The sequence below is a fragment of the Polaromonas aquatica genome (assembly GCF_042659145.1).
GTDB classification, from domain to species: domain Bacteria; phylum Pseudomonadota; class Gammaproteobacteria; order Burkholderiales; family Burkholderiaceae_C; genus Polaromonas; species Polaromonas aquatica.
Genome location: NZ_JBHSRS010000084.1, coordinates 748,558 through 775,134, shown reverse-complemented (window position 1 = coordinate 775,134; position 26,577 = coordinate 748,558). Strand labels below are relative to the sequence as shown.

Sequence of the window (26,577 nt, the reverse complement as noted above, 5' to 3'; positions counted from 1 at the left end):
ATCCTCCTGCGCCTGGAGTGCAAAGACAAGATGGCTACGCCAGATCAATATCTGGCGTAGCAACCTTTCTAACGTAAATCCCTAAACAAAACAATGCGCTTTTGGCTCGAAGTTTTGTAAAGAAAATTCTGGACTGTCTTTGCCGGGATAATGAAATGCTGATTGGTGGTCGCAAGCGAACCCGAGTTTCGGGCTCGATGGCTACTTGGGTGACGCGGTCGGATTGCAAACCCGACGCCCTGCACAGTGCACGAGCCCGTCAGGCTGGGCTCGAGTGGCCGATAACGGGTCGCAAATCAGGCGTTACCACCTGTTAGGCAGCCTGATCCAGATGCGCCGAATGCGTTTCCATGCAGCACGGGCCCGGAGCGGTCTTTCGAGTCTTTGCCTATTGAGTTCGTATCCTAGGGAGTATCCGAAACTCGATGAGCGAAAGTGCTTCCTGATATTGGCAAATGAGCGCAGGAAGCTATTGAATTTGTAGCAATCTCAACCTGTGTTACGCAATCCCGCCGCAATCCCGTTGATCGAGATGTGGATACCGCGCTGCACGCGATCATCCGCCTGGCCTTCGCGGTAACGCCGCACCAGCTCGACCTGCAGGTGGTGCAGCGGGTCTATGTAGGGGAAACGGTGGCGAATGGAGCGCTGCAGCGCCGCATTGCCGGCCAGCAGGGTTTTTTCCCCCGTGATCAAGGCCAGTGCTTCCACGGTGCGGTGCCACTCGGCCTCTATCGCGCTGAAGATCTTTTTGCGCAGCCGGGCATCGGCCACCAATTCTGCATAACGCGAAGCCAGCGCCAGGTCGCTTTTGGCCAGCACCATGTCCATGTTGCTGAGCAGCGTGCGAAAGAAGGGCCATTGCTTGTACATTTTTTGCAGGCGGCTGAGCGCTTCCTTGCGACTGGCGCTTGAACCGCCCCGGCTGAGCAATTGCTCAACGGCGGAGCCAAAACCGTACCAGCCGGGCAGCGTCAGCCGGCACTGGCCCCAACTGAAGCCCCAGGGAATCGCACGCAGGTCTTCAATCTTTTGCGTGGCCTTGCGGGACGCCGGGCGCGAACCGATGTTGAGTTCTGCAATCTCGCGGATAGGCGTGGCGCTGAAAAAATATTCGGTGAAGCCCGGGGTCTCGTAGACCAGCGCGCGGTAGGCGGCCATGCTGGCCTGGGAGAGTTCGGCCGCGGCCTGCAAAAAATCCTTGGTCGCGGGTTTGGTGGGTTGCAGCAGTGTCGCTTCCAGCGTGGCTGCGACCAGCGTTTCAAGGTTGCGCCGGCCAATCTCGGGGTTGGCGTACTTGGAGCCAATCACTTCGCCCTGTTCGGTCAGGCGGATTTGCCCGCGTACCGTGCCCGGTGGCTGCGCCAGGATGGCCTGGTAGCTCGGGCCGCCGCCGCGGCCCACGGTGCCGCCGCGGCCGTGGAACATGCGCAACTGGATGTTGTTTGAGTTCGCCAGCTGGTCAAACAGCTCGACCAGCGCAATTTCTGCGCGGTACAGTTCCCAGTTGCTGGTGAAGATGCCGCCGTCCTTGTTGCTGTCGGAGTAACCCAGCATGATGTCCTGCTCGGCGCCGCTGCGCTGCACGAGTTGCGCAATTCCGGGCAGGGCATAGAACTCGCGCATGATGGGGGCGGCATTGCGCAGGTCCTCAATGGTTTCAAACAGCGGCACCACGATCAGGTCGTTGGTGGCACCGTTGTCCGTCGCGCCGCTGGGCCGCCCCAAGGCGCGACCGCCCCCTCGGGGGGCAGCGTCGTACACGGAGTGACCAGCGTGGGGGTCTTCGAGGATGCCATGCATCAGGCCGACTTCTTTTTGCAGCAGCAGCACTTCCAGCAAATCGCTCACGGTTTCGGTGTGGCTGATGATGTAGTGGCGGATTGCTTCCTTGCCGAAACGCGCACGCGCCGTGCGCGCGGCTTCAAAGATTGCCAGCTCGCCCTGTGTATGCGCCGAATAGGCCGTGCCGACCACACGCAAGGGCCTGGCGTCGTTCAGCAGGCGTATCAGCAGCGCGCGCCTGGCGGTTTCCTGCAGGCTCGCGTAGTCGGGTTCAATGCGCGCCACCGCCAGCAGCTCGGCCACGACTTCTTCGTGTTTGTCGGAGCTTTGGCGCAAATCGACGGTGGCCAGGTGAAAACCGAACACATCAACAGCGCGTATCAGCGGGTGCAGGCGCTGGGCAATCAGCGCTTCGCCGTGGTTTGCGCGCAGGGACGCATCAATCGTGCGCAGGTCTGCAAGAAACTCTTCTGAATTGGCATAGGCGTTTTGCGGTGCCACGGCATGGCGCGCGGCCTCACCGCCGGTCAGGCTCTTGAGTGTTGCGGCAAGCCGCGCATACACGCCGGTCAGGGCGCGGCGATAGGGTTCATCCTGGCGGTGTTCATTGGTATCGGGTGAGCTTTCTGCCAGCGCCTGCATGGCCGGGCTCACATCGATCAGCATGGCCGAGAGTGAGAGCTCGCCGCCCAGGAAGTGCACCTCGGTCAGGTAGTGGCGCAGCGCGACTTCGGCTTGCCGGCCCAGTGCGTAGTTGAGGGTCTCGGCGCTGACATTCGGGTTGCCGTCGCGGTCGCCGCCTATCCACTGGCCCATGCGCAAAAAGCTGTGCACGGCGTGGTTGCCGAGTTCGCGCTCTAGGTTGGCGTAGAGCTTGGGTATTTCGCGCAGGAAGGTGGCTTCGTAGTAACTCAGCGCGTTCTCGATTTCGTCGGCCACTGTGAGTTTTGTAAAGCGCAGCAGGCGCGTTTGCCAGAGCTGCATGACGCGGGCGCGCAACTGGGCCTCGTTGGCCGCCAGCTCGCGCGGCGTCAGCGCGTCTTTTGCTGCGCGTGCCGGACTGACTGCGGTGACGGCGAGCGCCAGGGCCTTGATGTCGTCGCGGGCGGTGAGCAGTTGTGCAATGTCGCGTTCGGCGTCCAGGATGCTTTTGCGCTGGACTTCGGTCGGGTGCGCGGTGAGCACCGGCGATACAAAGCTGTGGGCCAGCGTGTTTGCTATTGTTTTGGGAGCTATTCCCGCCCAGCGCAGGCGGGCCAGGGCCACTTCTATGCTGCCTTCCTGGGTGTCGCCGGCGCGTTCGTGGACGGCGCGGCGACGGATGTGGTGGCGGTCTTCGGCCAGGTTGGCCAGGTGGCTGAAATAGGTAAAGGCGCGGATCACGCTGACGGTCTGGTCGCCTGTGAGGCTTTTCAGCAGCTTTTTCAGGGCCTTGTCAGCTTCCTGGTCGGCGTCGCGGCGAAAAGCCACCGAAAGCTTGCGCACCTGTTCGATCAGCTCATAGGCTGCCACACCTTCCTGCTCGCGGATCACGTCGCCGAGGATGCGGCCCAGCAGGCGGATGTCTTCTACCAACGGCCTTTCGTTGTCCCTGGAGCGTCCGATGGTTTTGCCTGCTGTCTTGTCTTTGGCAGCCTCCTGGACAGGATCATTGTTCTTTTTGACGCGCGCGGAAGTAACCATCGTGGCCCTCTAATTCTGAAGCTCGCATGCTAGCATTACCTTTCCCTCAGGATTACGAACAGGTTACCAGTGTCTGCAGAGTTTCAAACGGCTGAAAAAACAGCCAAAAAAGTGGTGATCGCCACCCGCGAAAGCCGTCTTGCGTTGTGGCAGGCCGAGCATGTCAAGGCCTTGCTCGAGTCTCGCCTGGGCTGGCAGGTCGAGTTGCTGGGCATGACCACCCAGGGTGACCAGATCCTGGACCGCTCCCTCAGCAAGGTTGGCGGCAAGGGCCTGTTTGTCAAGGAACTGGAAGTTGCGCTCACCGAAGGCCGCGCCGACCTGGCCGTGCATTCGCTGAAAGACGTGCCCATGGATTTGCCCGAAGGTTTTGCCCTGGCCTGTGTGCTGGAGCGCGAAGACCCGCACGATGCCTTTGTCTCCAACCGGTTTGCAACACTGACTGACTTGCCGCAGGGTGCCGTCGTCGGCACTTCCAGCCTGCGGCGCCTGGTGCTGCTCAAGGCCTTGCGGCCCGACCTGAAGATAGAACCCCTGCGCGGCAACCTCGACACCCGCTTGCGCAAGCTTGACGAGGGCCAGTACGATGCCATCGTTTTGGCAGCCGCCGGCCTCAAGCGGCTGGGGCTTGAATCGCGGATTCGCAGTGTTTTTGCGCAGGCCGACATGCTGCCCGCAGCGGGCCAGGGTGCCTTGGGCATTGAAGTGCGCGCGGACCGGGCCGACCTTGTTGAGGCGTTGGCCACGCTGGCCGACAAGCCGACCTGGCTGGCCGTGACGGCCGAGCGGACAGTTTCACGGGCCATGGGTGGCAGTTGTTCCATGCCGCTGGCGGCTTTTACACAAGGGCCTGGCGCACAAGGCATGCAGCTTTATGCGGCCTGGGGCGATCCGGCGAGTGCCGAAGAAGGTTCTGGCCTGGCGCCCAAACCCCTTGTCCATGCGCAAAAAACGGCAATAGTGCGCAATTTCGAGGAAGCCGAAGCCCTGGGCGAAGCTGTGGCTGCCCAGTTACGTGCCGGCGGAGCGGTCTGGGCCGCAAATCCGCCCGCAGCGCCTGGCGCGTGACGCCGTGGATGCCGTGAACAGCGTGGGTGGAGTCCGCGTCATCGTGACCCGGCCCGCCCATGATGCGCAGCACTGGGTGCAACAGTTGCAACAAGGTGGATTCAAGACTGAGGCCTTGCCCCTGATTGAAATTGCCCCGGCTTCGGCTACCACCGAGGTCGCGGCCTTGCAGCAAGCCTGGAACGAGCTGGACAGCTACACCGCCTGCATGTTTGTCAGTGGCAACGCCGTGGAGCATTTTTTCAGGCGAAAAATGCCTGTAGCCATTGATACATGTGCGCAGTCAGCTATAAATAGCGTAGCAAAAATGGGGCAGGCCATGGTGCCGCCAGGCCTGCGCGTGATGGCGCCTGGCCCGGGTACGGCTGCGGCATTGCTGGCAGTGGGCGTTCCCGCCAGCCAGCTGGACGTGCCGCCGGAGTCGGCCCTGCAGTTTGATTCCGAAGCCTTGTGGGAGGTCATTGGCCGGCGCGACTGGCAGGACCGACGGGTGCTGCTGGTGCGCGGGCAAAGCCTGGGCGCACCGGGCGAAGGGCCGGGCTCGCCGGGGCGCAACTGGCTGATGCGCCAGTGGCAGGCCGCCGGTGCCAGCGTGGATGTGCTCAGTGTGTATGAACGCCGTGCCCCGCAGCTGGACATGGCGCAGGTCCGGTTGGCGCAAGCCGCCAGCGCTGACGGTTCGGTCTGGCTGTTCAGCAGTTCCGAGGCCGTGGCCAACCTGCTTGGTGCGCACGGCCTGCCGGCGCTGGACTGGAGCCGCGCCCGGGCCGTGGCTACGCACCCGCGCATCGCCGAAACCGTGCGGGCCGCCGGCTGGGGTGTTGTTGTGGAGTCACGTCCGGCCTTGAAGGACATCCTGGGCAGCCTGCGCTCGATAGAATCAGGTTATTCATGAGCGACAGTCCAACAGTTCCGCCCCTTCCCGCTACTTTGCCTGCGCCCGACAACGTGCCCGTACCGGCGGCTGCTCCGGGCGTATTACAGATTCCCGTCAAGTGGGCCTTGCTGCTTGCCGCACTTGTTGTGGCCGGCTTGTTCGCCACCGGGCTGTTGTGGCAAAAGCTGGGCAACATCCAGGAAGAACTGGCCCGCCGCAGCACCGATTCGGGCGCCCAGGCGATAGAGGCGCGTACCCTGGCCAGGGCGGCCCAGGACAGCACGCGCGAGCTGGCGGCGCGGCTGGCAATCCAGGAAACCCGCATCAGTGAGGTCAGCCTGCAACGCACGCAACTTGAAGAACTGATGCAAAGCCTGTCCCGCTCGCGGGACGAAAACCTGGTGGTGGACATCGAGTCCGGGCTGCGGCTGGCCCAGCAGCAGGCGCAGCTTACCGGCAGTGTCGAACCCATGGTGGCCGCGCTGAAGTCGGCTGACCTGCGCCTGTCGCGCGCGGCCCAGCCGCGCCTGAATCCCCTGCAGCGTGCGATTGCCAAGGACCTGGACCGCGTCCGGGCGGCCAGCCTGACCGATGTGCCGGTCCTGCTGATCAAGCTCGACGAGTTGAGCCGGCTGGTGGACGATCTGCCGATTGCCAATGCCATGAACACCACGCCTCGAAGCGCAGCTCCGGCGCCTGCCGCACCCGCTGCCAAAGCAGGCGCCGCCCAGGACGAAAAAACCTTCGCGCAGATGTTTGACCGGCAGGTGCTGCATGCCTGGCTGCAGCGCTTTCTGGACAGCGTGCGCGAGGAGGCCCGTCGCCTGTTGCGCGTGAGCCGCATCGACCAGCCCGAGGCGGCGCTGATGGCGCCCGAGCAGGCCGTTTTCATGCGTGAAAACCTCAAGCTCAGGCTGCTCAATGCGCGCCTGGGATTGCTGTCGCGCCAGACGGAGACCGCACGCAGCGACCTGGCCAACGCCAGCGCCTGGCTGGGCAAGTACTTTGACCCCGCATCGCGCAAGACCCAGACCGCGGTCCAGTTGCTGCAACAGGTGCAGGGCCAGCTCAAAACCAGTGAAATGCCGCGCCTTGACAACACCATGGCCGCATTGGCCACGGCGGCCGCTGGCCGCTAAAAGGGCAGGAGGCAAATCATGCGCGCCGCTTTCTGGCTCCTGGCCCTCTTTGCCGTGGCTGCTGCGAGTGCCCTGTTCGCGGGCAACAACCAGGCCGTGGTGACCATCTTCTGGCCGCCGCACAGGATAGATATTTCGTTCAACCTGACGGTGCTGCTGCTGGCAGGGCTGTTTACGCTGCTGTACGTGGCCCTGCGTGCGCTGTCCGCCGTGTTTTCGCTGCCACTGGAAGCCAGGCGCTGGCGTGCCCAGCAAAAAGAGCGTGCCATGTACGGCGCCCTCATGGACGCGCTGGCGCACCAGCTTGCAGGGCGCTACATCCGCGCCACCAAGTCGGCGCAAAACGCGCTGGCACAGGAAAAAAGCCTGGGCCAGCTCACCGAACACTCAGGCCAGGTGACCGGCCACAGCGCTGCCCGCTCCAGCCAGCTGCAGTCGCTGGCGCACCTGCTGGTGGCCGAAAGCGCGCAATCGCTGCAGAACCGGACCTTGCGGGAGCAGCACCTGCAGTCGGCGCTGCAAAGCTCTGCCCCGCGTCATGCGCAGGAAGTGCGCGAAGGCGTGCAGTTCCGCGCCGCGCGCTGGGCGCTGGACGACCGCGATGCCGGTGCCGCGCTTGACTGGTTGACGCAGTTGCCGCAGGGCGCCGCACGCCGCACCCTGGCGCTGCGCATGAAACTGCGTGCAACCCGGCAGCTGAAACAGACCTTGCCGGCGCTGGAAACCGCACGCCTGCTGGCCAAGCATCGTGCGTTCTCCGCAGCCGCGGCGCAAAGCATTGTGCGTGGCCTGGCGCTGGAACTGCTCAATGATGCGCATGACCCGGCGCAGCTTCAGCAAGCGTGGGCTTCACTGGATGAAAGCGAACGCGCCATGCCCGAACTGGTGGTGCATGCCGCATCGCGCCTGATGGCCCTGAATGGCGATGTCGAACTGGCCCGCAGCTGGCTGCTGCAGGTGTGGGACCGCATGACGCAGCCGGGCTCCAGCATAGGCGACAACCTGCGTATCAAGCTTATTGGTGTGCTGGAAGCCGGCCTGGATTCGATTGATGCCACCTGGCTGGCGCGCATTGAGGCGGCGCAGCAGGCCTACCCGCGCGATGCCAACCTGCAGTACCTGGCCGGCATGGCCTGCTTGAGCCTGCAGCTTTGGGGCAAGGCCCAGCAACTGCTGTCGCGCGCCGCCATGGCCCTGCAGGATGCAGGCCTGCACCGCAAGGCCTGGCGGGCGCTGGCCGTGCTGGCCGAGCAGCGCGGCGACGAGGCCGCCGCTGCACAGGCCTACAAGCGGGCTGCCGAACTGTAGTGCTTCAAGCCGCGTGAGCCCCCCGGTTTGACGCTGTCTTCCCCCACCATCCCTTGCTCCCGACGACAACACAGGCCTTTTGCGTGGCCAGGCGGTTGTGCGACGACGGACAGGCGAACTGGCTGGTGACTGTATTGCCCCAGTGACGCCCTTTTGGGCAGGGGACCGCTTATTCATCCTGACCCATGCCCAGTCGGCACTGGATTTCCCTGCAGCACAAAAAGAAAAAGGGCAGCTGTAGAGCTGCCCTTTTGGTCGGGTTAGAGGTCAGGGCCGATTCCGGCCCCTTTGCCTTAAACCGTGCTGTCGCTGGTGGGCGCTGCGGCCTGTTCAAAAGGCAGCGTCATGTTGCCCAGATCGCGTTTGGTTTCGACCAGCACCAGCGGGCCTTCGTTGGACACCACCACAGGCGGGCGCTCGCGCGGCACACGTGGGGCCTTGACTTCGGCGGCGATCGCAGCCTGTGCCTCGGCAATCTTGCCGGCGTCGGAATTGACCCACTGCAGGCCCGAAGCCTGGGCGACCTGGCTCAGGTCCTGCAAGGGCAGGTCGTAGGACTGAACCTTGGGCAATGCAGTGCTTGCCGCGACAGCTTCAACCGCCTTGACCGGCGCTGGCGCCGGTACAACAGCCGGTTCGGCTGCCCGCACGGGTGCTGCTGGGGCCGCCACAACGGCCGCTGCAGGTGCTGCTGCGGGCGCTACAAATTCAGTAGCCGGCTGCGCGCGTTCCTGTTGGGCTTGAGGCTGATTTGGCTCTGCATTTACGGGTGCTGCGCTGCCTGCGGCCGCTGGCTCGTTGCGTTCAGTCCGTTCACCGCCTTCACCACGCTCACGGCGGTCGCGGCCATAACGGTCGCGGCTGCGGCGTTCGCGGGGCTGGCGCTGTTCTTCACCTTGCTCACCGGTCTGCTCCATGGCGGGGGCGTTGCTGCCGGCCTCCTGTGCAGCTTGTTGTGCGCCGGACGTCAGGCCTTCTGGATTGAATGCACGCTCTTCAGAGCCTGCGTTTTCACCAGCAGCGCCTTCAGTGCGCTCGCCCCGGCGGTCATTGCGGCGGCCATTGCGGTCGCGGCGGCCACCTTCACGTGGCTCACGGCCTTCCTGTGCAGGACGGTCCTGGCGTGCTTCGGAAGTTTCGCCGCCACCCATGGCTGCGGCCATGGCGGCCTGGTTGGCCAGTGCGAGGTCCTGTTCTACGGCGTCACGCGGGATGCTACGCTCGCCACCACGGTCGCTGCGTTCACCGCGTTCGCGGCGTGGGCGCTCGTTGCGGCTGCCTTCGGCGCGTGGTTCACGCGGCTCGCGGGTTTCATTGCGGCCTTCGTTGCGGGGTGCGTCAGCACGCTGCTCACCGGCCGGGCGTTCCTGGCGTTCCGGACGGCCGGCATCGGCGCGGCCTTCAGGATTGCGTTCACGGCGTTCATTGCGACCTTCCGGCCGGCCTTCTGCACGTCCTTCTCCGCGAGCATCACCGCGGCCTTCGCCACGGTCACTGCGTCCACGGCCGCCACGGCGGCCGTCACGGCCACCGCGCTCGCCACGGTCCGAGCGTTCACCGCCGCGTCCTTCGGGGCGTCCGTCACGGCGGGCTTCGCCGCTGCGTTCTTCTTTCTTGACTTCTTTTGCAGGTGCTGCGGCAGGCGTTTCCGCGCCGCCGAACAGGCCCTTGATCCAGCCGAAGAAGCCTTTTTCCGCAGGTGCAGCAGCAGGTGCCGCGGCCGGGCGCTGTGCGGCCCTGGGTGCAGCAGCTTCCGGCTTGGGCGGTGCCACGGGTGCCGGCACATCAGGCAGCACGCCCTTGATGACGGGCTCCTGCTTGTTGTGCTTTTCCTGGCTGCGGCGCGTGACCAGGGTCGGATCTTCAATCTCTTCCGCCATCTTGTAGCTGGCTTCGATGTTGTCCAGGCGCGGGTCGTCGTGTTTCAGGCGTTCCAGGCGGTAGTTGGGGGTTTCCAGCGTCTTGTTCGGCACCAGCAGCACGTTGATGCGCTGCTTGACTTCGATCTTGGCGATCTCGGAGCGCTTTTCGTTGAGCAGGAAAGAAGCCACGTCGACAGGGACCTGGCACAGCACCGAAGCCGTGCTGTCTTTAAGCGACTCTTCCTGGATGATGCGCAGGATTTGCAGTGCCGAGCTTTCGGTGTCGCGGATGTGGCCGGAACCACCACAACGTGGGCAGGGGATGGATGCGCCTTCGCTCAATGCAGGGCGCAGGCGCTGGCGGCTCATTTCCATCAGGCCAAACTTGCTGATGGTGCCGAACTGCACGCGCGCGCGGTCCTGCCGCAGCGCATCGCGCAGGCGGTTTTCGACATCGCGGCGGTTGCGCGACTCTTCCATGTCGATAAAGTCGATGACGATCAGGCCGCCCAGATCGCGCAAACGCATCTGGCGCGCGACTTCGTCGGCGGCTTCGAGGTTGGTACGGGTGGCGGTTTCTTCGATGTCGCCGCCCTTGATCGCGCGGGCCGAGTTGACGTCCACCGAGACCAAAGCTTCGGTGTGGTCGATCACGATGGCGCCGCCGGATGGCAGTTGCACCGTGCGGGCGTAAGCCGACTCGATCTGGTGTTCGATCTGGAAACGCGAGAACAGCGGTGCGTCGTCGCGGTAGCGTTTGACGCGGTGCTCATGCTCGGGCATCACGTGGGCCATGAACTGCTTGGCCTGCTCGTAGACGTCGTCGGTGTCGAACAGGATGTCGCCGATGTCGCTGTTGAAGTAATCGCGGATGGCGCGGATCACCAGGCTGGATTCCTGGTAAATCAGGAAAGCGCCCTTGCCGCCCTTGCCGGCGCCTTCAATTGCCGTCCAGAGCTTGATCAGGTAGTTCAGGTCCCACTGCAGTTCCGGCGCGCTGCGGCCAATGCCGGCGGTGCGCGCGATGATGCTGGAGCCGGCCGGGTATTCCAGCTGGTCCATGTTTTCCTTGAGCTCGGCCCGGTCCTCACCCTCGATACGGCGGCTGACGCCACCGCCGCGCGGGTTGTTCGGCATCAGTACCACGTAACGGCCTGCCAGCGACACAAAGGTCGTGAGGGCGGCGCCCTTGTTGCCGCGTTCTTCCTTCTCGACCTGGACCATCAGTTCCTGGCCTTCGCGGATCACGTCGTTGATGCGCGCCTGGCTCACCGGCACGCCGGGGGTGAAGTAGTTCTTGGAGATTTCCTTGAACGGCAGGAAACCGTGGCGGTCTTCGCCGTAGTCGACAAAACAGGCTTCCAGAGAAGGCTCGACGCGCGTGACGACAGCCTTGTAGATGTTGCCCTTGCGCTGCTCGCGCCCTTCAATTTCAATTTCGTAGTCGAGGAGTTTTTGTCCATCGACAATCGCCAGGCGGCGTTCTTCAGCCTGCGTGGCGTTGATCAGCATCCGTTTCATGGGTAGCTTTCCTTATCGTTCTTTGTCTCTCAAACCCAAAATGGGCCAACGATGCCGGAGAAGACGTTATGCGAACGTGGGGAATTGCCGGAGAGCTTTTGACGCTACCCAGGCCAACTGAAAAATCAGTCAGCCGAGTGGTCTGGGCGTAGGCGCGTGGATGGAGCGAGCAGGGGTCAAACAGGTGATTGCTATTAAATTAATAGCTACTTGCGCTCGTTTTACAGAGGCTGGAGGCTGATTTATGCCGAAAGCAGGGCTCACGAATGTCGTGAAGCGCCGCAGGCACATATAAATCAGACTGAACAGCATGGTTGTCAAAGAGCTACCTGTTAAAGGACTTGATCTCGGCTGGATCCGCATGCAGCCTTTTGTGTGTGACTTGGGCTGCACGCATGGTATTCCGTAGTTGTATTCGCAAAACGTCGACCTGTCTGCCCTGTAATCCGCTCGCCGCGAGGTGCCTGGCACTCGTCGCTTGCGGGCAATTACCGGCATGGGCATCGACCTTCCAGTGAGGCTGTTTGCAGCTTGGGATTAAGGCCTTTTTGGCCGGCTCCGGACCCGTGTGGACTAAACTCCAGACAAATCAACCACTTACAGCGCATCGCTGGTGAAACACATTATAGGGGCAGTGAACGGCTTGGCTACACCATCAAAGAAGAGACCGGACGCACGGACAGCAGTGCGGCCAGCCAAAGCCCGGGCGCCTGCCCGCGCTGCCACGAGCCTGCAACCCAGGCCCCAGGCCGTGCCCGTCGTGGAAAGCATCGCGCCGGAGGTAAAAATCCTGCCCCAGGCCACTTTGGTGACCGTGGACGAGGACTACGCTGGCCAGCGGCTGGACAATTTTTTGATACGCCAGCTCAAGGGCGTGCCCAAAACCCATGTCTACCGCATCATCCGAAGCGGCGAGGTACGGGTCAACAAGGGCAGGGCGCAGGCCGATACCCGTGTGGAGGCCGGGGACATTGTGCGGCTGCCGCCGGTACGCACCTCGGAGCGGGCCGAGCAGAAGGTGCAGGCCATGGCCCGGGAAGTGGCGCGCCACGGTGCCAGTTCCACGGTCGGCGGTTACGCGCCGGCGGCTGAATTCCCGGTACTTTTTGAAGATGATTTTGTGCTGGCCATAGACAAGCCCGCCGGTGTGGCCGTTCATGGCGGCAGCGGCGTGAGTTTTGGCGTGATCGAGCAATTGCGCATGGCCAGGCCGGAGGCTGATTTTCTGGAACTTGTGCACCGGCTGGACCGTGAAACCAGCGGCATTTTGCTGATTGCCAAGCGGCGCATGGCTTTAAAGCTGCTGCAGGAACAGTTCCGCGAGCGCGAAACCGACAAGGTTTACCTGGCCCTGGCCTGCGGTGACTGGCCGGCCAATCACCGTGTGATCGACAAGGCGCTGCATAAATACCTGCTGGAAAACGGCGAGCGCCGCGTCAAGGTGGTGGCCAACGACCATCCCGATGGCCTGCGTTCGGTCACCCTGGTCAAGGTCAGGCAAGCGATTCCGGCCAGCCCGGCAGCGCCGGCGACGCCGTTTACCCTGCTTGAAGTCACCATCAAGACCGGCCGTACCCATCAGATCCGTGTGCACCTGGCGGGTGAGGGCCACCCGATTGCAGGGGACGACAAATACGGTGACTTTGAGCTGAACAAGGCGCTGCAAAAAACGGTGGCGGGCGCGCCCGCCCTGAAGCGCATGTTTTTGCATGCCTGGAGCCTGAAGTTCAACCACCCGAAGTTGCGCAAGGTCGTTCACCTGCAGGCCGCGCTGCCGCCGGAGTTGCAGCAGTTTTTGCCGCCCGGCATGGAAGTGCTGGCGCCCGGAGTCGTGCCGTAGGTCCGTCGCACGCCAGTCTCCCGGCCCGGCGACAATAGGCGGATGCAAGCAAGAAACTTTGACCTGATTGCCTTCGACTGGGACGGCACGCTGTTTGATTCGACCAGGATCATTACCCGCTGTATCCAGGAGGCGGTGCGCGATGTGGGTGGGACCGTGCCCAGCGATGAAGCCGCCGGCTATGTGATCGGCCTGGGCCTGACGCAGGCGCTGGCCTACGCTGCGCCCGATGTGCCGCCCGAAAAATACCCGGCGCTGGGCGAGCGTTATCGCCACCACTATGCGGCGCATTACGATGACCTCAGCCTTTTCGACGGCGTGCTGCCGCTGCTGGCCAGTCTCAAGGCGCGCGGCCACCTGCTGGCCGTGGCGACCGGGAAATCGCGGCGCGGGCTTGATGAGGCCCTGGGAAGTGCCGAACTCAAAGGGGTGTTTGACGGCTCCCGCACCGCTGACGAAACAGCCGGCAAGCCCGATCCGCGCATGCTGCATGAGCTGATGGAGCAGTTCGATGTCCGGCCCGGGCGCGTGCTGATGGTGGGCGATACCACGCACGATTTGCAGATGGCGCTGAATGCCGCCTGCCCGAGCGTAGGTGTCAGCTACGGCGCACACGAGCCGGATGCCTTTGCGGTCCTGAACCCGCGTTATGTGGCAAGTTCGGTGCGTGCATTGCGTGACTGGCTGCTTGCCAACGGCTAAAGCCGGATTGCCTGTCCGTGAACGAGTTGCTGCCCCTTTGCAACAGCCGCGACCTGGTTGATGGCGGGCAGGCGGTTCCGTTTGATGTCAATTACGCTGGCCAGGCCTGCCGGGCTTTTGCCGTGCGCTTCAAGGGCCTGCCCCATGCTTACCTCAATCGCTGCACGCATGTGGCGATGGAGCTCGACTGGCAGCCCAACCGGGTTTTTGACGACAGCGGCGAGTGGCTGCTGTGCGCCAGCCACGGCGCCGCCTACCTGCCCGATACCGGCCAATGCGCGGGCGGCCCCTGCCACGGCGGCCTGGTCAAAATCACGCTATCAGAAAGCGGCGGAGTTGTTTATTGGCATTCCGCTTACAACCTCCAGCCCCTGGCCTTTTAATACCCCTCTAAACTAGCCACCATGAATGATTCAAACCGCCCGGATCCGATCGATCCATCCCTTGACCCTGCCAGCAGCGCTCATGACTTGGGTGAAAACCAGCCTGAGCCGCCCGCTGGACGGGCGCAGCAAGCTACGGAAAAGATAGCAAAAAAATCTGCTTCAGCGGATCCTTCCAGCGTCCCGGGCTGGGAGCGGGCGACGCTGGAAAAGCTCGCTTTTGCCTCCCTGAACGAGCAAAAAGCCACGCGCCGCTGGAAAACCTTTGTGCGCCTGTCCTGGCTGGCCTTTTTTGTCGCCCTGGTCTGGATGGCGCTGCACCGCGGCACGCCTGCCAGCGACGCGACGGTGCCGCACACGGCGGTGGTTGAGATCAAGGGCGAAATTGCGGCCGGTGCCGATGCCAGCGCCGAGTTTGTCAATGCCGCCCTGCGCGCCGCCTTTGAAGACGAAGGCTCCAAAGCCATCGTGCTGCTGATCAACTCGCCAGGCGGCAGCCCGGTGCAGGCCGGCATGATGAACGACGAAATCCTGCGCCTCAAGGCCAAATACAAAAAACCGGTCTATGCCGTGGTGGAGGAAAGCTGCGCTTCTGCTGCTTATTACATTGCCGTGTCGGCCGACCAGATTTTTGTCGACAAGGCCAGCATTGTGGGCAGCATTGGCGTGCTGATGGACGGCTTTGGCTTCACCGGCCTGATGGACAAGCTGGGCGTTGAGCGCCGACTGTTGACGGCGGGTGAGAACAAGGGTTTTCTGGACCCCTTCAGTGCACAGACCGAAAAGCAGCGCGCTTTTGCCCAGGCCATGCTGAACCAGATCCACCAGCAATTCATTGCGGTGGTGAAGGCCGGCCGCGGTAACCGCTTGAAGGAAACCCCTGAAATGTTCAGCGGCCTGTTCTGGACGGGCCAGCAAGCCATAGAACTGGGCCTGGCTGACCAGTTGGGCAACCTGGACTACGTTGCCCGTGAGATCGTGAAGACTGAAGAAGTCATCGACTACACGCGCCGCGACAACGTGGCCGAGCGCCTTGCCAAGAAGTTTGGTGCGGCCATGGGCGAAGGTACGGTGCGTGCCCTTAAAGCACTGCCCATGATTCGGTAGTCGCGCTTTCCCCGTTGCCTCCGGGCATTGCCGGGCACTTGTAGCGGCACAAAAAATAAACCCGCCGCACCACTTGTTGGTGCGGCGGGTTTTTCGTTTTGTTGGTCCAAGGACTTTCGCCTACAGACCTGTGGCTGTGACGTTGCAGGTGTAGGTCAGTGTCAGGGTACCACCCGGGCCCAGTGTGGGAATCAGCACGCCGGCGGGCGCTGTCGTATTTTGCAACTGGCTTACCGTCAGGCTGGGCGGGCAACTGGTGGCGGCACCTGAAGCGACACAGGTCGGCGGTGCCGTGCAGGACAAACCTGCCGCCAGCGGATCCTGCAGGCGGGCACCGTCGGCAGGGTAGTCGCCGGTGTTTTTGACCACGATGGTGTAAGTGGTGGTGCTGCCGGCCACGACGGTGTTGGTGCCGTTGTCCTTGCTGATGCTCAGGTTCACCGAGCCGACCCGGGTATTGACGGACGAGATGTTGTTCGTCGGGGTGCCATCCACAATGCCGCTGGGTGCCGTGACCACAGCAGTGTTGGTCACGCCGTCCATGTCGGTGGCATAGGTGGCGTAGCCGGTGACGGTTATGCGCAAAACGGCGCCGACTTTCAACAGGCCGGTGGTCAGTGAAATCTCGTTGCCCGCGCCGCTGGCGGTGCCGCAGGCCGTCGTTCCCGTGCCGCTGCCTTGTGTGGTGACGGCGCAAGCCCAGGTCACATTTGTGAAGTTGGTGGGTACGGTGTCGGAGACCACGGTCGCTGTTACCCGGCTGGGGCCGGAGTTGGTCACGTCAATCGCGAACTGCACGGTGCCACCGGTCGGCACGGCTGAGGTCAGCGTGCTGGCAAAGGCGTTTGTGCCTGTGCGCTGCAGTTTGCTGATCTGCAGGTCGGCGTTGAGGGGCACCAGGTCGCTGGCACAGCCGTAGTTGGGCGCATCTGTGCCGACGCACTGCCGCACGATATCGAGGTTGGCTGTGGAGGTTGTCAGCGGGGTGCTGTTCTGCGGATCGCCCGAGGCGGCCACCTTTGCCACATTCAGAAGGTCATTGGTGGCGGTGGTGGCGACAGTCACATTGATGGTGATGTTTCGCGACGCACCTGCGGCCAACTGGTAGGTTCCTGCCGTGCCTCCCGTCCCGGTGACGCTGCTCGCATTGCGGCAGTTCACGATCTGGCCGGTGTTGGCGCAGGTGAAGCCGGTTGCTGCGTAGGAGTTGAATGTGAGCCCTGCAGGCAGGACATCAATGACCTGGATGGACCCCACGGCCGCAGTGCTTCCCCCGGTGTTGCTTATCGTCAAGGTAAAGGCAAAGGCGGCTCCGGGATTGCGGGATTGCGGGTCCGGATGCGATTTGGTCATTCGGATCTTGGGTGCGCTTTGCACCGTGTTCATGTCGATGGCGCATCCTGCCGGGTTGTTGTCCGTGAGGCAGTCGGTCACGTTGGCATTGGTCAGCGTGGTGGTGACCATCCCGGTGGAGACATCACCGCCGCCGTTCACGCGTGCCTTGTTGGTCAACTGGTCACCACTGGTTGCAGCCCCGACGTTGACAGGCAAGGTAAAGGAGGATGCACCGCCCGCGGGAATCGGGATAGCCGAGGTACAGGTGGCGGTGGTGGCGCTGACGCGGGTGCATGACCAGTCTGTGCCGTTGTCGCCGCCCGGCGTGAGCGTTCCTGTGCTGAAGTTCATGGGCGAGGGCAGCACGTCCCGGATATTGATGCTGCCGCTGCTGGGCGCTGTGCCGTCATTGCGCACGATGAGCGTGTAGACGACAGAGCCGCCTGTGCTCATGAACGGCGCGCCGTCGTCCTTGCTCAGAGACAGGTTCACGTAGCGCACCTCGTCGGTTTCGGCGGCGCAACCGGTATTGAGGTCGGATGCGTTGGTGTCCGGTGCAACGGGGGCTGTGCAGGCGGCTACGCTGGCGGCTGTGGGGGCGGTCTGCTTGTTCGGGCTGGGGTCGCCACCGCCGCCTATGCGGGCCAGGTTGGTGACGGAACTGGGCGCATCTGCGGCGACCAGCACGGGGAAGGTAATGGTCGCCGAAGCGCCGGCGCCCAGCGCTGCCGTGCGTGTGCAGCTCAGCGCCGCACCGCTGGCCGTGCAGGTGAAGCTGTTCACGGTGAATGGGGATGTACCGCTGAAAGACAAACCCGTCGGCAGCACGTCCATGACGGTGATGGTTCCGGCGGTGGCGGCGCCGCCCTGGTTGGATGCCGTGAGCGTATAGCTGAAGGTTGCACCGCGCGTCACGCTGCCCAGGTTGTTCGTTTTTGTCAGGCCCAGGTTGGGTGCGAGCACCGTATCGGTATCCAGCGCGCAGCCTGCGGGGGTGTTGTTGGCCGTGCAACTCGCTGCGGAGGCAACCGGGTCGGCGGGCGTGGTCTTGTTCGGGTCACCGCCACCGCTGACCTGTGCCTTGTTGATCAGGGAACTGCCATTGGCTGCGGACACCGCCACGGTGATGGCAAAGGTACTGGAGCCGCCACCGGAGATCGAACTGGCCGAAGTGCACAGGATGTCTGTGCTGTTGGCTGCCGCGCAGGACCAGCTGGCCGCGTTCACGCCACCCAGGCTGAGTGGTCCGGGGGGGACCGAGAGGCCGGCCGGCAGCTTGTCGGCCACGGCTACGGTGCCGGAGCTCGCGCCAATGCCGCTGTTCAGGACTGTCAGGCTGTAGGAAGTAGTGCCGGGTGAGTTGAGTGAAGAGACCCCGTCGGTTTTTGTCAGAGAGAGATTGGGGTCGCATTGTGCAGCCGGCACCACGCCGGGCACGTTGGGTGCCAGAAAGGTGGTAATGCCGCCGTTGTAGCCGGAGGAGCCATAGTGCTCGTCAGGCGTCAGGTCGCTCATGGTCTTGCCCGGAACGCCGCCGTTGACATTGGCCGAGACGCTCATGCTGCTCGGCGAGAAAGCCACAAAGCCGCCGCCGCCAGCGCCACCGGGGCCGTGCCGCCCGCCCAGGCCGCCGGCCGAGCCGGCCCAGGCATTGCCGCCGTCGCCGCCGGCTGCTTCTATGGCCGCATTTCCGCCCAGGCTGGTCTGGATGATCACCGAGCCGCCGGCGCCTGCGCCACCGGCTGCGTCATTGAGGACGGCGTAGCCATGTGCGCCCCGGACATCGATGATGCCGCTGCCGGTGATGGAGCGGGCGCGAATGATCACAGCGCCGCCGCCTGAGGCGCCGGAAGAACAAATACCCTCGCCCAGTGTGCAGGCCATGGCCTGGTTTGTATAAACGTTGTTGTCGGCGGTGCCATCGTTGGTGCCGCCCGAACCGCCGCCGCCGCCAAGGAACACCCGGTTGAAGGCCAGCGTGCCGGCATAACCGGCTCCGCCCCGGCCACCCGTGTCGTACAGGGGGTCGTTCCAGGGCCGGCCGCCAATGCCGCCAGGCCCATAGTTGCCGCCGCCGCCGCCGCCGGCGTTCTCGGCGTTGCCGCCCGTGCTGCCGTCGGACCCGCCGCCACCGGCGTTGCCGGGCGCGCCGCGGGCGAAAGAACCGCCGGGATACCCCGGCGTCAGGGCAAGCACAGCCAGTGTGGCCGCCGTCGGGTTGTTGGTCGTCCTGTACCCCCAGATGCCGGTGTAGCTGGCGATGGAGTGGGGTGTTCCGGCAATGCCCTCTCCCTTGACGCCGTTATAAAGACTGGCTACGTCATACGCTGTTGGAGCGGTGGCGTAGTCAAAACGGGTACCGGTAGCCGCCGTCCCGCGCCGGCCGGCACCGCCGCGAAAACCCTTGCCTGCAAGGAAGAAGGCCCGGCCGCTTTGTCCTTCGACAGTGGCGTTGCCCAGGGTCAGCGTGTCGCGCACGTCGACGGCGGCCACGCCGCCGGCCAGGCCGTCCCATGCAGGCGCCGTGATGCCGTTGGCCGTCAGCGAGCTGTACTGCATCACGCGGATGACCTGGTAGCGCTTTTGCGGCGTGCTGGCGGTAGCCGCTGCCTGGGCATAGGAGTTGGCCAGTGGCGGGGTGAACGTGATGTTGTTGCCCGAGACGGAGGTGACCCGGACGAATTCATGCAGCCCCGAACGGCCCACGCTGGTGCTGCCTTGCCCGTTGCCCGTGCCATCGCCATAGGTGTTGTTGTTGGCGGTGGTGATTGTGGCGTCCTGCATCTGCATGACCAGCAGCAGGTCGCCGACTATGAGCCCTGTTGCTGCGCCGCGTGTATCGCGGGTGCCCAGTGTCAATGAACTGGCGCCTACAGACAGGTTGCTGCCTCCCTGGTAGTAGGTATTGACAATGCCGCTGTTGGGGCCCGTCACCAGGCTGGACGGCGGCGCACACACCTGCGCTGCGGCCGGCAATGCGGCCATCAATGCCATGGTGAGTGAAGTCAGGAATGCGGTGTTGCGTGCGGAGAGCTTGGCCCAGCGGCCCGAACGGGCCTTGGCGCAGAAGGAAAAAAACATCAGTTTGTAGTTGCTTCGAGAAAATTTCAGCCATGCCAAATGGATGGCGGGGAGATCAGTTTGCAGGCCGGGTATTGTGTACCAGCAATCGTGACAAGGCCGTGCCAGGGAGGCACAAGACCTGTCCGGCTACGCTGGTCTATGAACTAATACCGTCTTTGTGGGATATAGGCGTCAACGAGGCGTCAACGGCCCAGTGCATACACAGCGGGGGTACTGTTGTCGGGGCCGCCAGGCGATTTCTTCCACTCGCGCACGGTGGTGCTGCGCGTGTGTGCGCTGTCCAGCGTCAGGCCGCTGCTGATGCTCAGCCTGGTGTTGGCCTGCAGTGTTTGCAGCAGTGCCTGGACGAGGGCGGCGTTACGGTACGGCGTTTCGATGAAAAGCTGTGTCTGGCCGGTCTTGAGCGCCAGCGATTCGAGTTCTCGTATGCGTTGTGTCCGTCCCGCCGCGTCCTGCGGCAGGTAACCGGCGAATGCGAAGTTCTGGCCGTTCAGGCCGCTGGCCGCCAGCGCGAGCATCAGCGACATCGGGCCGGTCAGCGGTATGACCTGCATTCCCAGGTCATGGGCCGCGCGCACGACCGACGAACCGGGATCGGCAATCGCCGGCATGCCGGCTTCACTGACCAGGCCCATGTCCCGGCCCTCCATGGCCGCAATCAGCAATGGCCGTGCATCGAAGTTGCCGGTGTGATCGCCTTTTTTATGGACTTCGCGTGGCAGCTCCTGGATATGCAATGACTGCAGTGGTTGTGCCAGGGGCTGGATATCGTTGACGCGCTTTAAATAGGCGCGCGTGCTTTTGGCGTTTTCGCAGATCCAGCAGGGCAGCCGCGCTGCGACCTGGATGGTTGCCAGCGGCATCACGTCTTGTAGCGGTGCCTGCACGTCGCAACCGAAATCAAGCGGTGCGGGTACGAGGTAGAGTTTTCCTTTTGTCATCGTGTTCATGCCTTGTCTGCCCTGTCCGCCAGCAGGGCAACGCCTGCTGCCTGGATCATCCGGCAGGTCCGTATCAGCGGCAGGCCGACCAGCGCGGTGGGATCGTCGTTGCGGATGGCTTCCAGCAGGGCGATGCCCAGGCCTTCGCTCTTCGCGCTGCCCGCGCAGTCATAGGGCTGCTCGGCGCGCAGGTAGTTTTCAATTTCGTTGTCCGTCAGGTCGCGAAAAATCACCTCTACAGCGGCAAGGTCGCTTTCCTCAAAACCGCTGTCCAGGCAGACCACGGCCACTGCTGTCTGAAACACCACGGTCTGTCCGCGCATCTGGCGCAGTTGTGCTGTCGCCCGTTCATGGCTACCGGGTTTCCCCAACGGCAGGCCGTGAAGGTCGGCTACCTGGTCGGAGCCAATAACCACGGCGTGCGGGAAAGCCCGGGCAACTGCGTGGGCCTTGGCCAGGGCCAGGCGCTGGGCCAGCGCGCGGGGTGTTTCACCGGCAAGAGGCGTTTCATCCACATCCGGGGCGGCTACCTCAAACGGTATTTGCAGGCGCTGCAACAGTTCGCGGCGATAACGTGAAGTCGAGCCCAAAACCAGGGTGCGAGGGTTTTTTGTGCTGGGGGGCGTTGTGGCTGGTGGCGTGGCAAAGTTCATCACCCGATTCTCTTACACTGCACCCATGACCAGACAGCTTCAAGCCAGCCGCCTCAATATGCAGGCCTTCGCCCAGGAGGGCGTGCCCCTTGTTGAAACTACATTGCTACAAAATATGGAGCGCCTTGCGCAGGAAGCGCAGGGGCTACAACCCGATTCGGCCGTAAATTGGCAAGCCAGGGCCGAATTGCGGGCCGGCTCGGGCGCGGACGGCGACATCTGGCTGCATTTGCAGGCCAAAACATCCATTCCACTGACCTGCCAGCGCTGCATGGGCGCCGTGGAGACGCCCATCGAGGTGGAGCAGTGGTACCGCTTTGTGGCCAGCGAGGACATCGCCATGGCCGAGGATGACCAGTCCGAGGAGGACCTGCTGGTGATGGCGCCGCAGTTTGACCTGCTGGAAGTGCTCGAGGACGAGTTGCTGATGGCCTTGCCGCTGGTGCCCATGCACGAGCAATGTCCGGTTGCCCCGGTGCTGGGTGCCGGTGACATTGAGGATGTGCCGGAGCGTGCCGAAAAGCCGAACCCCTTTGCGGTTTTGGCGCAGCTCAAGAAGAAAAATTAATTCTTTGGATTTAAATTTGTGCCGGATGCGTTGGTTTTATCCATCAATCCCGCGCTGTGGCTTGCCCGGATGTGGTCCGGCAATCAGGGGCGTGGAGAAAATCGCTGATCCGGGCTATAATCAAAGGCTTCGCGTACTGATCTGGTAATGTGAGCAGCGGTGATTCCATACGGTCCCGGCTACTTATGATTGAAAAATCTGGTGCGCAATTTACCAACCCTATACCCCCTCAGGAGCGGATCATGGCCGTCCAGCAGAACAAAAAGTCACCTTCCAAGCGCGGCATGCACCGCTCGCACAACGCACTCACCGTGCCAGGTATCGCCGTGGAATCCACCACCGGTGAAACGCACCTGCGCCACCACATCAGCCCAACCGGTTTCTACCGTGGCCGCAAGGTGCTGAAAACCAAATCCGAAGCGTAATTCATCGCTTCAAGCACTGGCCCGCACTCATCCTGCGGGCCTTTCTTTTGTCCAAGCATTAATTATTCTTGACTGGCACCGGTCTCCACATGATCAGGATCGCTGTTGATGCCATGGGCGGGGACATTGGTCCTTCGGTGACCATTCCTGCAAGCCTGGCTTTCCTGGATGGGCATCCCGATGCCGCACTGGTTGTTGTAGGCCAGCCCGAGGCCTTCGAGGCGCAGCCACTATACGCCCGGCTGCAGGCGCATCCGCGCTGCCAGATCGTGGCAGCCAGCGAGGTTGTCACCATGGACGACCCCATAGAAATCGCACTCAGGCGCAAGAAAAACTCTTCCATGCGGGTGGCGGTCAACCAGGTCAAGGACGGCGTGGCGCAGGCTGCCGTATCTGCCGGTAACACCGGTGCCTTGATGGCAATCGCCCGCTATGTGCTTAAAACCCTGGATGGCATAGACCGGCCGGCCATCGCGACGCAGCTGCCCAATGCCGCAGGTGGCGCCACTACCGTATTGGACCTTGGTGCCAATGTGGACTGTACCGAGGACCATTTGCTGCAGTTTGCGGTCATGGGCTCTGCGCTGGTAGCCGCCATCACCAGCAACCCGGCGCCCAGTGTCGGACTGCTGAATATTGGCGAAGAAGCCATAAAAGGCAGTGAAACCATCAAAAAAGCCGGTGAATTGCTGCGTTCGGCCTCCAACTCCGGTGACCTTAATTTTTATGGAAATGTCGAGGGTAACGATATTTTCAAGGGCACTACGGATATCGTGGTGTGCGACGGGTTTGTTGGCAATGTGGCGCTCAAGGCCAGCGAAGGCCTGGCCAGCATGATTGGTGGGTTCATCAAGGCGGAGTTTTCGCGCAATATCTTGACGAAAATTGCCGCCATCATTGCTTATCCGGTTCTAACTGCATTTAAAAACCGCGTTGACCACAGGCGTTACAACGGTGCAGCACTGTTGGGCCTGCAAGGCCTTGTGTTCAAGAGCCACGGCTCGGCTGACGCCTTTGCTTTTGAGCGGGCGCTCAATCGGGCTTATGATGCGGCTCGTAACAACTTGCTTGAAAGGGTCCGTGAGCGCATCGCCCATGCCGCGCCTTTGCTGGTTGCCGCGCAGGCCGCACCGACAGTTGGTGCCTCTGCTGCTGCGGTGTCTGCTGACGCAGCGGCCTGAGACACGGACTCACTGACATACTTAAAAATTTAATGGCTAGCTATTCACGTATCACTGGCACCGGTAGCTATCTTCCGCCACGCCGACTGACCAATGCCGAACTTGTCGCCGAGCTGGCTGCCAAGGGTGTTGAAACCTCCGATGAATGGATTGTCGAACGCACAGGCATCCATGCCCGCCACTTCGCGGCGCCCGATGTTTCGAGCAGCGACCTGGGCGTGGAAGCCGCCAGGCGGGCCATAGAGGCAGCTGGTCTGCAACCAGCGGATATTGACCTCATCATCGTGGCAACCTCCACGCCGGACATGGTGTTTCCTTCGGCAGCCTGCATCCTGCAGAACAAGCTGGGCATTGCTGGCTGCCCGGCTTTTGACGTGCAGGCTGTGTGCAGCGGTTTTGTGTATGCTCTGACCGTGGCCGATGCCATGATCAAGACCGGCTCGGCCACCAGGGCGCTGGTCATAGGCGCGGAAGTCTTCTCGCGCATCCTCGACTTTTCCGACCGTACCACCTGTGTGCTGTTTGGCGATGGTGCGGGCGCGGTGGTGCTGGAAGCATCCGAGACCCCCGGCATTCTTGCCAGCGACCTGCATGCCGATGGCAAGCACGTCGGTATCCTGTGTGTCCCGGGCAACGTGTCGGGCGGCAAGGTAATGGGCGATGCCCTGCTCAAGATGGACGGCCAGGCCGTGTTCAAGCTGGCCGTGGGCGTGCTTGAAAGCGCTGCCCGCGCGACGCTTGCCAAGGCAAACCTGACGGATGCCGATATCGACTGGCTGATTCCGCACCAGGCCAATATCCGCATCATGCAGAGCACTGCCAAAAAGCTGAAGATGCCGCAGGAAAAGCTGATCGTCACGGTAGATCAGCACGGTAACACCTCTGCTGCCTCGATTCCGCTGGCGCTTGATGCATCCGTGCGCAGCGGCAAAATCAAAAAAGGGGACACCCTCATGCTGGAAGGCGTGGGCGGCGGTTTCACCTGGGGTGCGGTGCTTCTCAACTACTGAGATGGCAGCATGTCTACATCGGCCCGCCCCAGCATGAGGGGGGGACGTTTGAGTCTCGGGCTCAGGAGCCTGACAGATATTCTGGCCGCCATATTGCTGCTGCTGGCTTTTGCGGTGGCAGGATGGAAAGTCTGGAGCCGCTCGCCTGCAGCCCCCTTTGCCAGTGGCATGCAGGTGCTTGTGCCGCCGCGCATGGCCCCTGCTGTTCCCTCCGTAATACCCCTTGCAATGCCTCCGGCGAAGGAGCGCTCGCCTGATGGACGCTTCCTGTTTGACGCGCAGTTTGTATCGGCCATGCCGGGCCAAGCGGTGCATGCCGCATCGATGGTCGAATTGCGCGATGGCCGTTTGAGGGCTGTCTGGTTTTCCGGTTCACGGGAGGGCGCGGGGGACGTGACCATCCAGACGGCACTGATGGATGCGGCAAACCAGCATTGGGAGCCTGAACGCACGTTGTTTAACCGCCAGCAACTCGAGCGCGGACTTTGGCGTTACGTCAAGAAGCTGGGCAACCCGGTGATTGCCCGCGCGCCCGATGGTTCGCTTTTTCTCTGGATGGTGAATGTTTCTTTGGGCGGCTGGGCGGGCAGTGCCATTACATGGTCGCGCTCTGTCGACGAAGGGGTCAGCTGGAGCCTGCCCCGGCGCCTGGTGACGTCACCATTCCTGAATATCAGTACGCTGGTGAAAGGCGCGCCAGCGGCCCTGGCGGATGGACAGCTTGTTTTGCCGGTGTACCACGAGTTTGTGACCAAGTTTGGTGAGGTTTTGCGCATCAACCCGCAAGGGCAGGTGGTCGACAAAATCCGCATCCCGGGGAGCCAGACCAGCCTGCAGCCGGTGATGCTGGTGGCTGGGCCTGAGCGGGCGCAGGTCTATATGCGCGCGGGCCAGGGCGGGAAGCTGATGGCTGCCGGGACTGATGACGCAGGCCTGAGCTGGTCAAGGGCTCGCGCAACCGCCTGGCCCAATCCGGACTCCGCGCTGGCCGGGGTGGTCAGTCATACCGGCAGGCAGTGGCTGGCCCTGAACCCGACATCCGCAGGCCGTGAAACGCTGGCGGTACTGCGGGCAAACGTGGCTGGCAGTTTGGATGGTGTTTCTCCATGGATCGTGGAGGGTTCAGGTACAGCGCAAACGGGCCTTCCTCTTCCTGTAAGCGACTACGAGCGCTTGCTGGGCAAGGAGCTCAAGGCCCGGGGAGCGAGCGAAGCACAGACCCAGGCCTATGTCGCCAGCGCCAGGCGCCAGCTGTGCGGTGCCCAAACCTGCTCGCAGGAGTTCTCTTACCCCTATCTGCTGCAGACCAGTGATGGGTATATCCACTTGCTGTACACATGGCACCGCACACGCATCAAACACGTCCGGTTTGATCCCCTGCAAGCTGCCTTGACCGCCAGCCCGGCTGTGAACCATGTTTCCCCCGCTAACTGATTTTTTTGCCCTGTTGGGCATCAACCTCGTGCTGTGCGCCGGATGCCTGCGACTGCTGGGTGCGGCGGGGGTCGGCTTGAGCGGTGAAGCCCGGCCATGGGCGAAATGGACTGGCGTAGTGTTGTTTGTGCTCTTGTGGGTTCCTGTGGGTGCAGCGCAGTTGCCCATCGTGGCCTATGTACGTGGCATCAGTTCCGACCTGAGCATCACGCTGGTGGTGCTGGCTTGCCTGGGTTTGGGCCGGCGCCTGCTGGGCTTGAGCGCCATCGGGCAGCGCGAGTGCAACGCGTTGTTCGCTGTGATTGCGGTGGCCGCTATGTTTCTTTATCCGCTGGCTCTGGGCTGGGGCGACTGGGATGCCTACAGGCTGGGCTGGGGGGCGCCGGGCATGTGGGCGGCCTTGTTGATCCTGTCATTGGTGTGCTGGCTGCGGGGTTTGAGGCTGTTGCCGGTGCTGGTGGCCATGGCTTTGCTGGCATGGACGGCAGGCTTGCTGGAGTCCTCCAATCTTTGGGATTACCTCCTGGACCCGTGGCTGTCCGTTGCTGCGCTTGTGTATTGTGCGAAGGCAGCCATCCTGAAATTGCTGAAGTTGTCCGGGCGGGGTAGGCCCGGTGCAGTTTCTTAAAATGGGTGCTGTCAATTTTCAGCGCCTCTTGATGTCTTGATAA

Annotated in this window: 19 protein-coding genes; 14 read left to right on the top strand and 5 right to left on the bottom strand. The window is 62.8% G+C overall.

Annotation, left to right across the window (positions count from 1 at the left end; translation table 11 throughout):
- Window positions 1–489: 489 nt before the first annotated feature.
- The gene (gene ppc / locus ACFQND_RS24920; RefSeq protein ID WP_371438737.1) at window positions 490–3,468 is read right to left on the bottom strand and encodes a phosphoenolpyruvate carboxylase; all 2,979 of its coding nucleotides are present in this window, start codon (window positions 3,466–3,468) and stop codon (window positions 490–492) included.
- A 69-nt stretch (window positions 3,469–3,537) separates the two neighbouring features.
- On the opposite strand from ppc, the gene hemC reads away from it, so the two are divergent.
- From hemC to ACFQND_RS24900, 4 genes are read left to right on the top strand one after another with little or no spacing between them, the layout of a single operon-like run.
- The gene (gene hemC, locus ACFQND_RS24915; RefSeq protein WP_371438736.1) at window positions 3,538–4,536 is read left to right on the top strand and encodes a hydroxymethylbilane synthase; all 999 of its coding nucleotides are present in this window, start codon (window positions 3,538–3,540) and stop codon (window positions 4,534–4,536) included.
- Between the two features lie 4 nt (window positions 4,537–4,540).
- Window positions 4,541–5,431: a uroporphyrinogen-III synthase gene (locus tag ACFQND_RS24910; RefSeq protein WP_371438735.1), complete on the top strand. Its 891-nt coding sequence runs from the start codon at window positions 4,541–4,543 to the stop codon at window positions 5,429–5,431.
- Complete coding sequence (locus ACFQND_RS24905; protein WP_371438734.1) at window positions 5,428–6,552, top strand: uroporphyrinogen-III C-methyltransferase; 1,125 nt, start codon at window positions 5,428–5,430, stop codon at window positions 6,550–6,552. Before ACFQND_RS24910 ends, ACFQND_RS24905 begins: the two co-directional genes overlap by 4 nt.
- A gap of 18 nt (window positions 6,553–6,570) precedes the next feature.
- The gene (locus tag ACFQND_RS24900; protein ID WP_371438733.1) at window positions 6,571–7,860 is read left to right on the top strand and encodes a heme biosynthesis protein HemY; all 1,290 of its coding nucleotides are present in this window, start codon (window positions 6,571–6,573) and stop codon (window positions 7,858–7,860) included.
- A 293-nt stretch (window positions 7,861–8,153) separates the two neighbouring features.
- Here ACFQND_RS24900 and ACFQND_RS24895 read toward each other — a convergent pair whose 3' ends face one another.
- On the bottom strand, window positions 8,154–11,243 hold the full coding sequence (locus ACFQND_RS24895; protein ID WP_371438732.1) for an Rne/Rng family ribonuclease: 3,090 nt from the start codon (window positions 11,241–11,243) through the stop codon (window positions 8,154–8,156).
- A 751-nt stretch (window positions 11,244–11,994) separates the two neighbouring features.
- Here ACFQND_RS24895 and ACFQND_RS24890 point away from each other — a divergent pair.
- From ACFQND_RS24890 to ACFQND_RS24875, 4 genes are read left to right on the top strand one after another with little or no spacing between them, the layout of a single operon-like run.
- Window positions 11,995–13,083: an RluA family pseudouridine synthase gene (locus ACFQND_RS24890; protein WP_377414996.1), complete on the top strand. Its 1,089-nt coding sequence runs from the start codon at window positions 11,995–11,997 to the stop codon at window positions 13,081–13,083.
- Between the two features lie 42 nt (window positions 13,084–13,125).
- On the top strand, window positions 13,126–13,785 hold the full coding sequence (locus tag ACFQND_RS24885; protein WP_377414993.1) for an HAD family hydrolase: 660 nt from the start codon (window positions 13,126–13,128) through the stop codon (window positions 13,783–13,785).
- A 17-nt stretch (window positions 13,786–13,802) separates the two neighbouring features.
- Complete coding sequence (locus tag ACFQND_RS24880; protein WP_377414990.1) at window positions 13,803–14,168, top strand: Rieske (2Fe-2S) protein; 366 nt, start codon at window positions 13,803–13,805, stop codon at window positions 14,166–14,168.
- Between the two features lie 21 nt (window positions 14,169–14,189).
- Complete coding sequence (locus ACFQND_RS24875; RefSeq protein ID WP_377414987.1) at window positions 14,190–15,275, top strand: S49 family peptidase; 1,086 nt, start codon at window positions 14,190–14,192, stop codon at window positions 15,273–15,275.
- Window positions 15,276–15,395: 120 nt separating this feature from the next.
- Here ACFQND_RS24875 and ACFQND_RS24870 read toward each other — a convergent pair whose 3' ends face one another.
- The 3 genes from ACFQND_RS24870 to ACFQND_RS24860 form a co-directional block, all read right to left on the bottom strand.
- Window positions 15,396–19,691 carry a hypothetical protein gene (locus ACFQND_RS24870; RefSeq protein ID WP_377414984.1) on the bottom strand — a complete coding sequence of 1,432 codons (4,296 nt, stop codon included), beginning with the start codon at window positions 19,689–19,691 and terminating at the stop codon, window positions 15,396–15,398.
- A gap of 185 nt (window positions 19,692–19,876) precedes the next feature.
- The gene (locus ACFQND_RS24865) at window positions 19,877–20,635 is read right to left on the bottom strand and encodes an SAM-dependent methyltransferase (protein ID WP_371438726.1); all 759 of its coding nucleotides are present in this window, start codon (window positions 20,633–20,635) and stop codon (window positions 19,877–19,879) included.
- Between the two features lie 5 nt (window positions 20,636–20,640).
- Window positions 20,641–21,288: a Maf family nucleotide pyrophosphatase gene (locus ACFQND_RS24860; RefSeq protein WP_371438725.1), complete on the bottom strand. Its 648-nt coding sequence runs from the start codon at window positions 21,286–21,288 to the stop codon at window positions 20,641–20,643.
- Window positions 21,289–21,313: 25 nt separating this feature from the next.
- Between ACFQND_RS24860 and ACFQND_RS24855 the strand changes: the two genes are divergently transcribed.
- From ACFQND_RS24855 to ACFQND_RS24830, 6 genes are all read left to right on the top strand, one after another.
- The gene (locus ACFQND_RS24855) at window positions 21,314–21,856 is read left to right on the top strand and encodes a YceD family protein (protein ID WP_371438724.1); all 543 of its coding nucleotides are present in this window, start codon (window positions 21,314–21,316) and stop codon (window positions 21,854–21,856) included.
- Window positions 21,857–22,098: 242 nt separating this feature from the next.
- Window positions 22,099–22,281: a 50S ribosomal protein L32 gene (gene rpmF / locus ACFQND_RS24850; protein WP_007873878.1), complete on the top strand. Its 183-nt coding sequence runs from the start codon at window positions 22,099–22,101 to the stop codon at window positions 22,279–22,281.
- Between the two features lie 89 nt (window positions 22,282–22,370).
- Window positions 22,371–23,462 (top strand): phosphate acyltransferase PlsX, encoded by a 1,092-nt coding sequence (plsX, locus tag ACFQND_RS24845; protein ID WP_371438723.1) that lies wholly within the window; start codon window positions 22,371–22,373, stop codon window positions 23,460–23,462.
- Between the two features lie 32 nt (window positions 23,463–23,494).
- Window positions 23,495–24,472, top strand: coding sequence for a beta-ketoacyl-ACP synthase III (locus ACFQND_RS24840; protein WP_371438722.1), 978 nt, complete (start codon window positions 23,495–23,497; stop codon window positions 24,470–24,472).
- Window positions 24,473–24,481: 9 nt separating this feature from the next.
- On the top strand, window positions 24,482–25,906 hold the full coding sequence (locus ACFQND_RS24835; RefSeq protein WP_371438721.1) for a sialidase family protein: 1,425 nt from the start codon (window positions 24,482–24,484) through the stop codon (window positions 25,904–25,906).
- Window positions 25,887–26,534 carry a hypothetical protein gene (locus ACFQND_RS24830; RefSeq protein WP_371438720.1) on the top strand — a complete coding sequence of 216 codons (648 nt, stop codon included), beginning with the start codon at window positions 25,887–25,889 and terminating at the stop codon, window positions 26,532–26,534. Before ACFQND_RS24835 ends, ACFQND_RS24830 begins: the two co-directional genes overlap by 20 nt.
- The last annotated feature ends 43 nt before the right edge of the window (window positions 26,535–26,577 follow it).

Coding starts and splice junctions, on each gene's coding strand:
- ACFQND_RS24905 (WP_371438734.1), top strand. CDS start 5,428: ATGAGCGACAGTCCAACAGTTCCGCCCCTTCCCGCTACTTTGCCTGCG.
- ppc (WP_371438737.1), bottom strand. CDS start 3,468: ATGGTTACTTCCGCGCGCGTCAAAAAGAACAATGATCCTGTCCAGGAG.
- ACFQND_RS24860 (WP_371438725.1), bottom strand. CDS start 21,288: ATGAACTTTGCCACGCCACCAGCCACAACGCCCCCCAGCACAAAAAAC.
- ACFQND_RS24865 (WP_371438726.1), bottom strand. CDS start 20,635: ATGACAAAAGGAAAACTCTACCTCGTACCCGCACCGCTTGATTTCGGT.
- rpmF (WP_007873878.1), top strand. CDS start 22,099: ATGGCCGTCCAGCAGAACAAAAAGTCACCTTCCAAGCGCGGCATGCAC.
- plsX (WP_371438723.1), top strand. CDS start 22,371: ATGATCAGGATCGCTGTTGATGCCATGGGCGGGGACATTGGTCCTTCG.
- ACFQND_RS24830 (WP_371438720.1), top strand. CDS start 25,887: ATGTTTCCCCCGCTAACTGATTTTTTTGCCCTGTTGGGCATCAACCTC.
- ACFQND_RS24875 (WP_377414987.1), top strand. CDS start 14,190: ATGAATGATTCAAACCGCCCGGATCCGATCGATCCATCCCTTGACCCT.
- ACFQND_RS24870 (WP_377414984.1), bottom strand. CDS start 19,691: ATGTTTTTTTCCTTCTGCGCCAAGGCCCGTTCGGGCCGCTGGGCCAAG.
- ACFQND_RS24835 (WP_371438721.1), top strand. CDS start 24,482: ATGTCTACATCGGCCCGCCCCAGCATGAGGGGGGGACGTTTGAGTCTC.
- ACFQND_RS24900 (WP_371438733.1), top strand. CDS start 6,571: ATGCGCGCCGCTTTCTGGCTCCTGGCCCTCTTTGCCGTGGCTGCTGCG.
- ACFQND_RS24855 (WP_371438724.1), top strand. CDS start 21,314: ATGACCAGACAGCTTCAAGCCAGCCGCCTCAATATGCAGGCCTTCGCC.
- ACFQND_RS24885 (WP_377414993.1), top strand. CDS start 13,126: ATGCAAGCAAGAAACTTTGACCTGATTGCCTTCGACTGGGACGGCACG.
- ACFQND_RS24840 (WP_371438722.1), top strand. CDS start 23,495: ATGGCTAGCTATTCACGTATCACTGGCACCGGTAGCTATCTTCCGCCA.
- ACFQND_RS24895 (WP_371438732.1), bottom strand. CDS start 11,243: ATGAAACGGATGCTGATCAACGCCACGCAGGCTGAAGAACGCCGCCTG.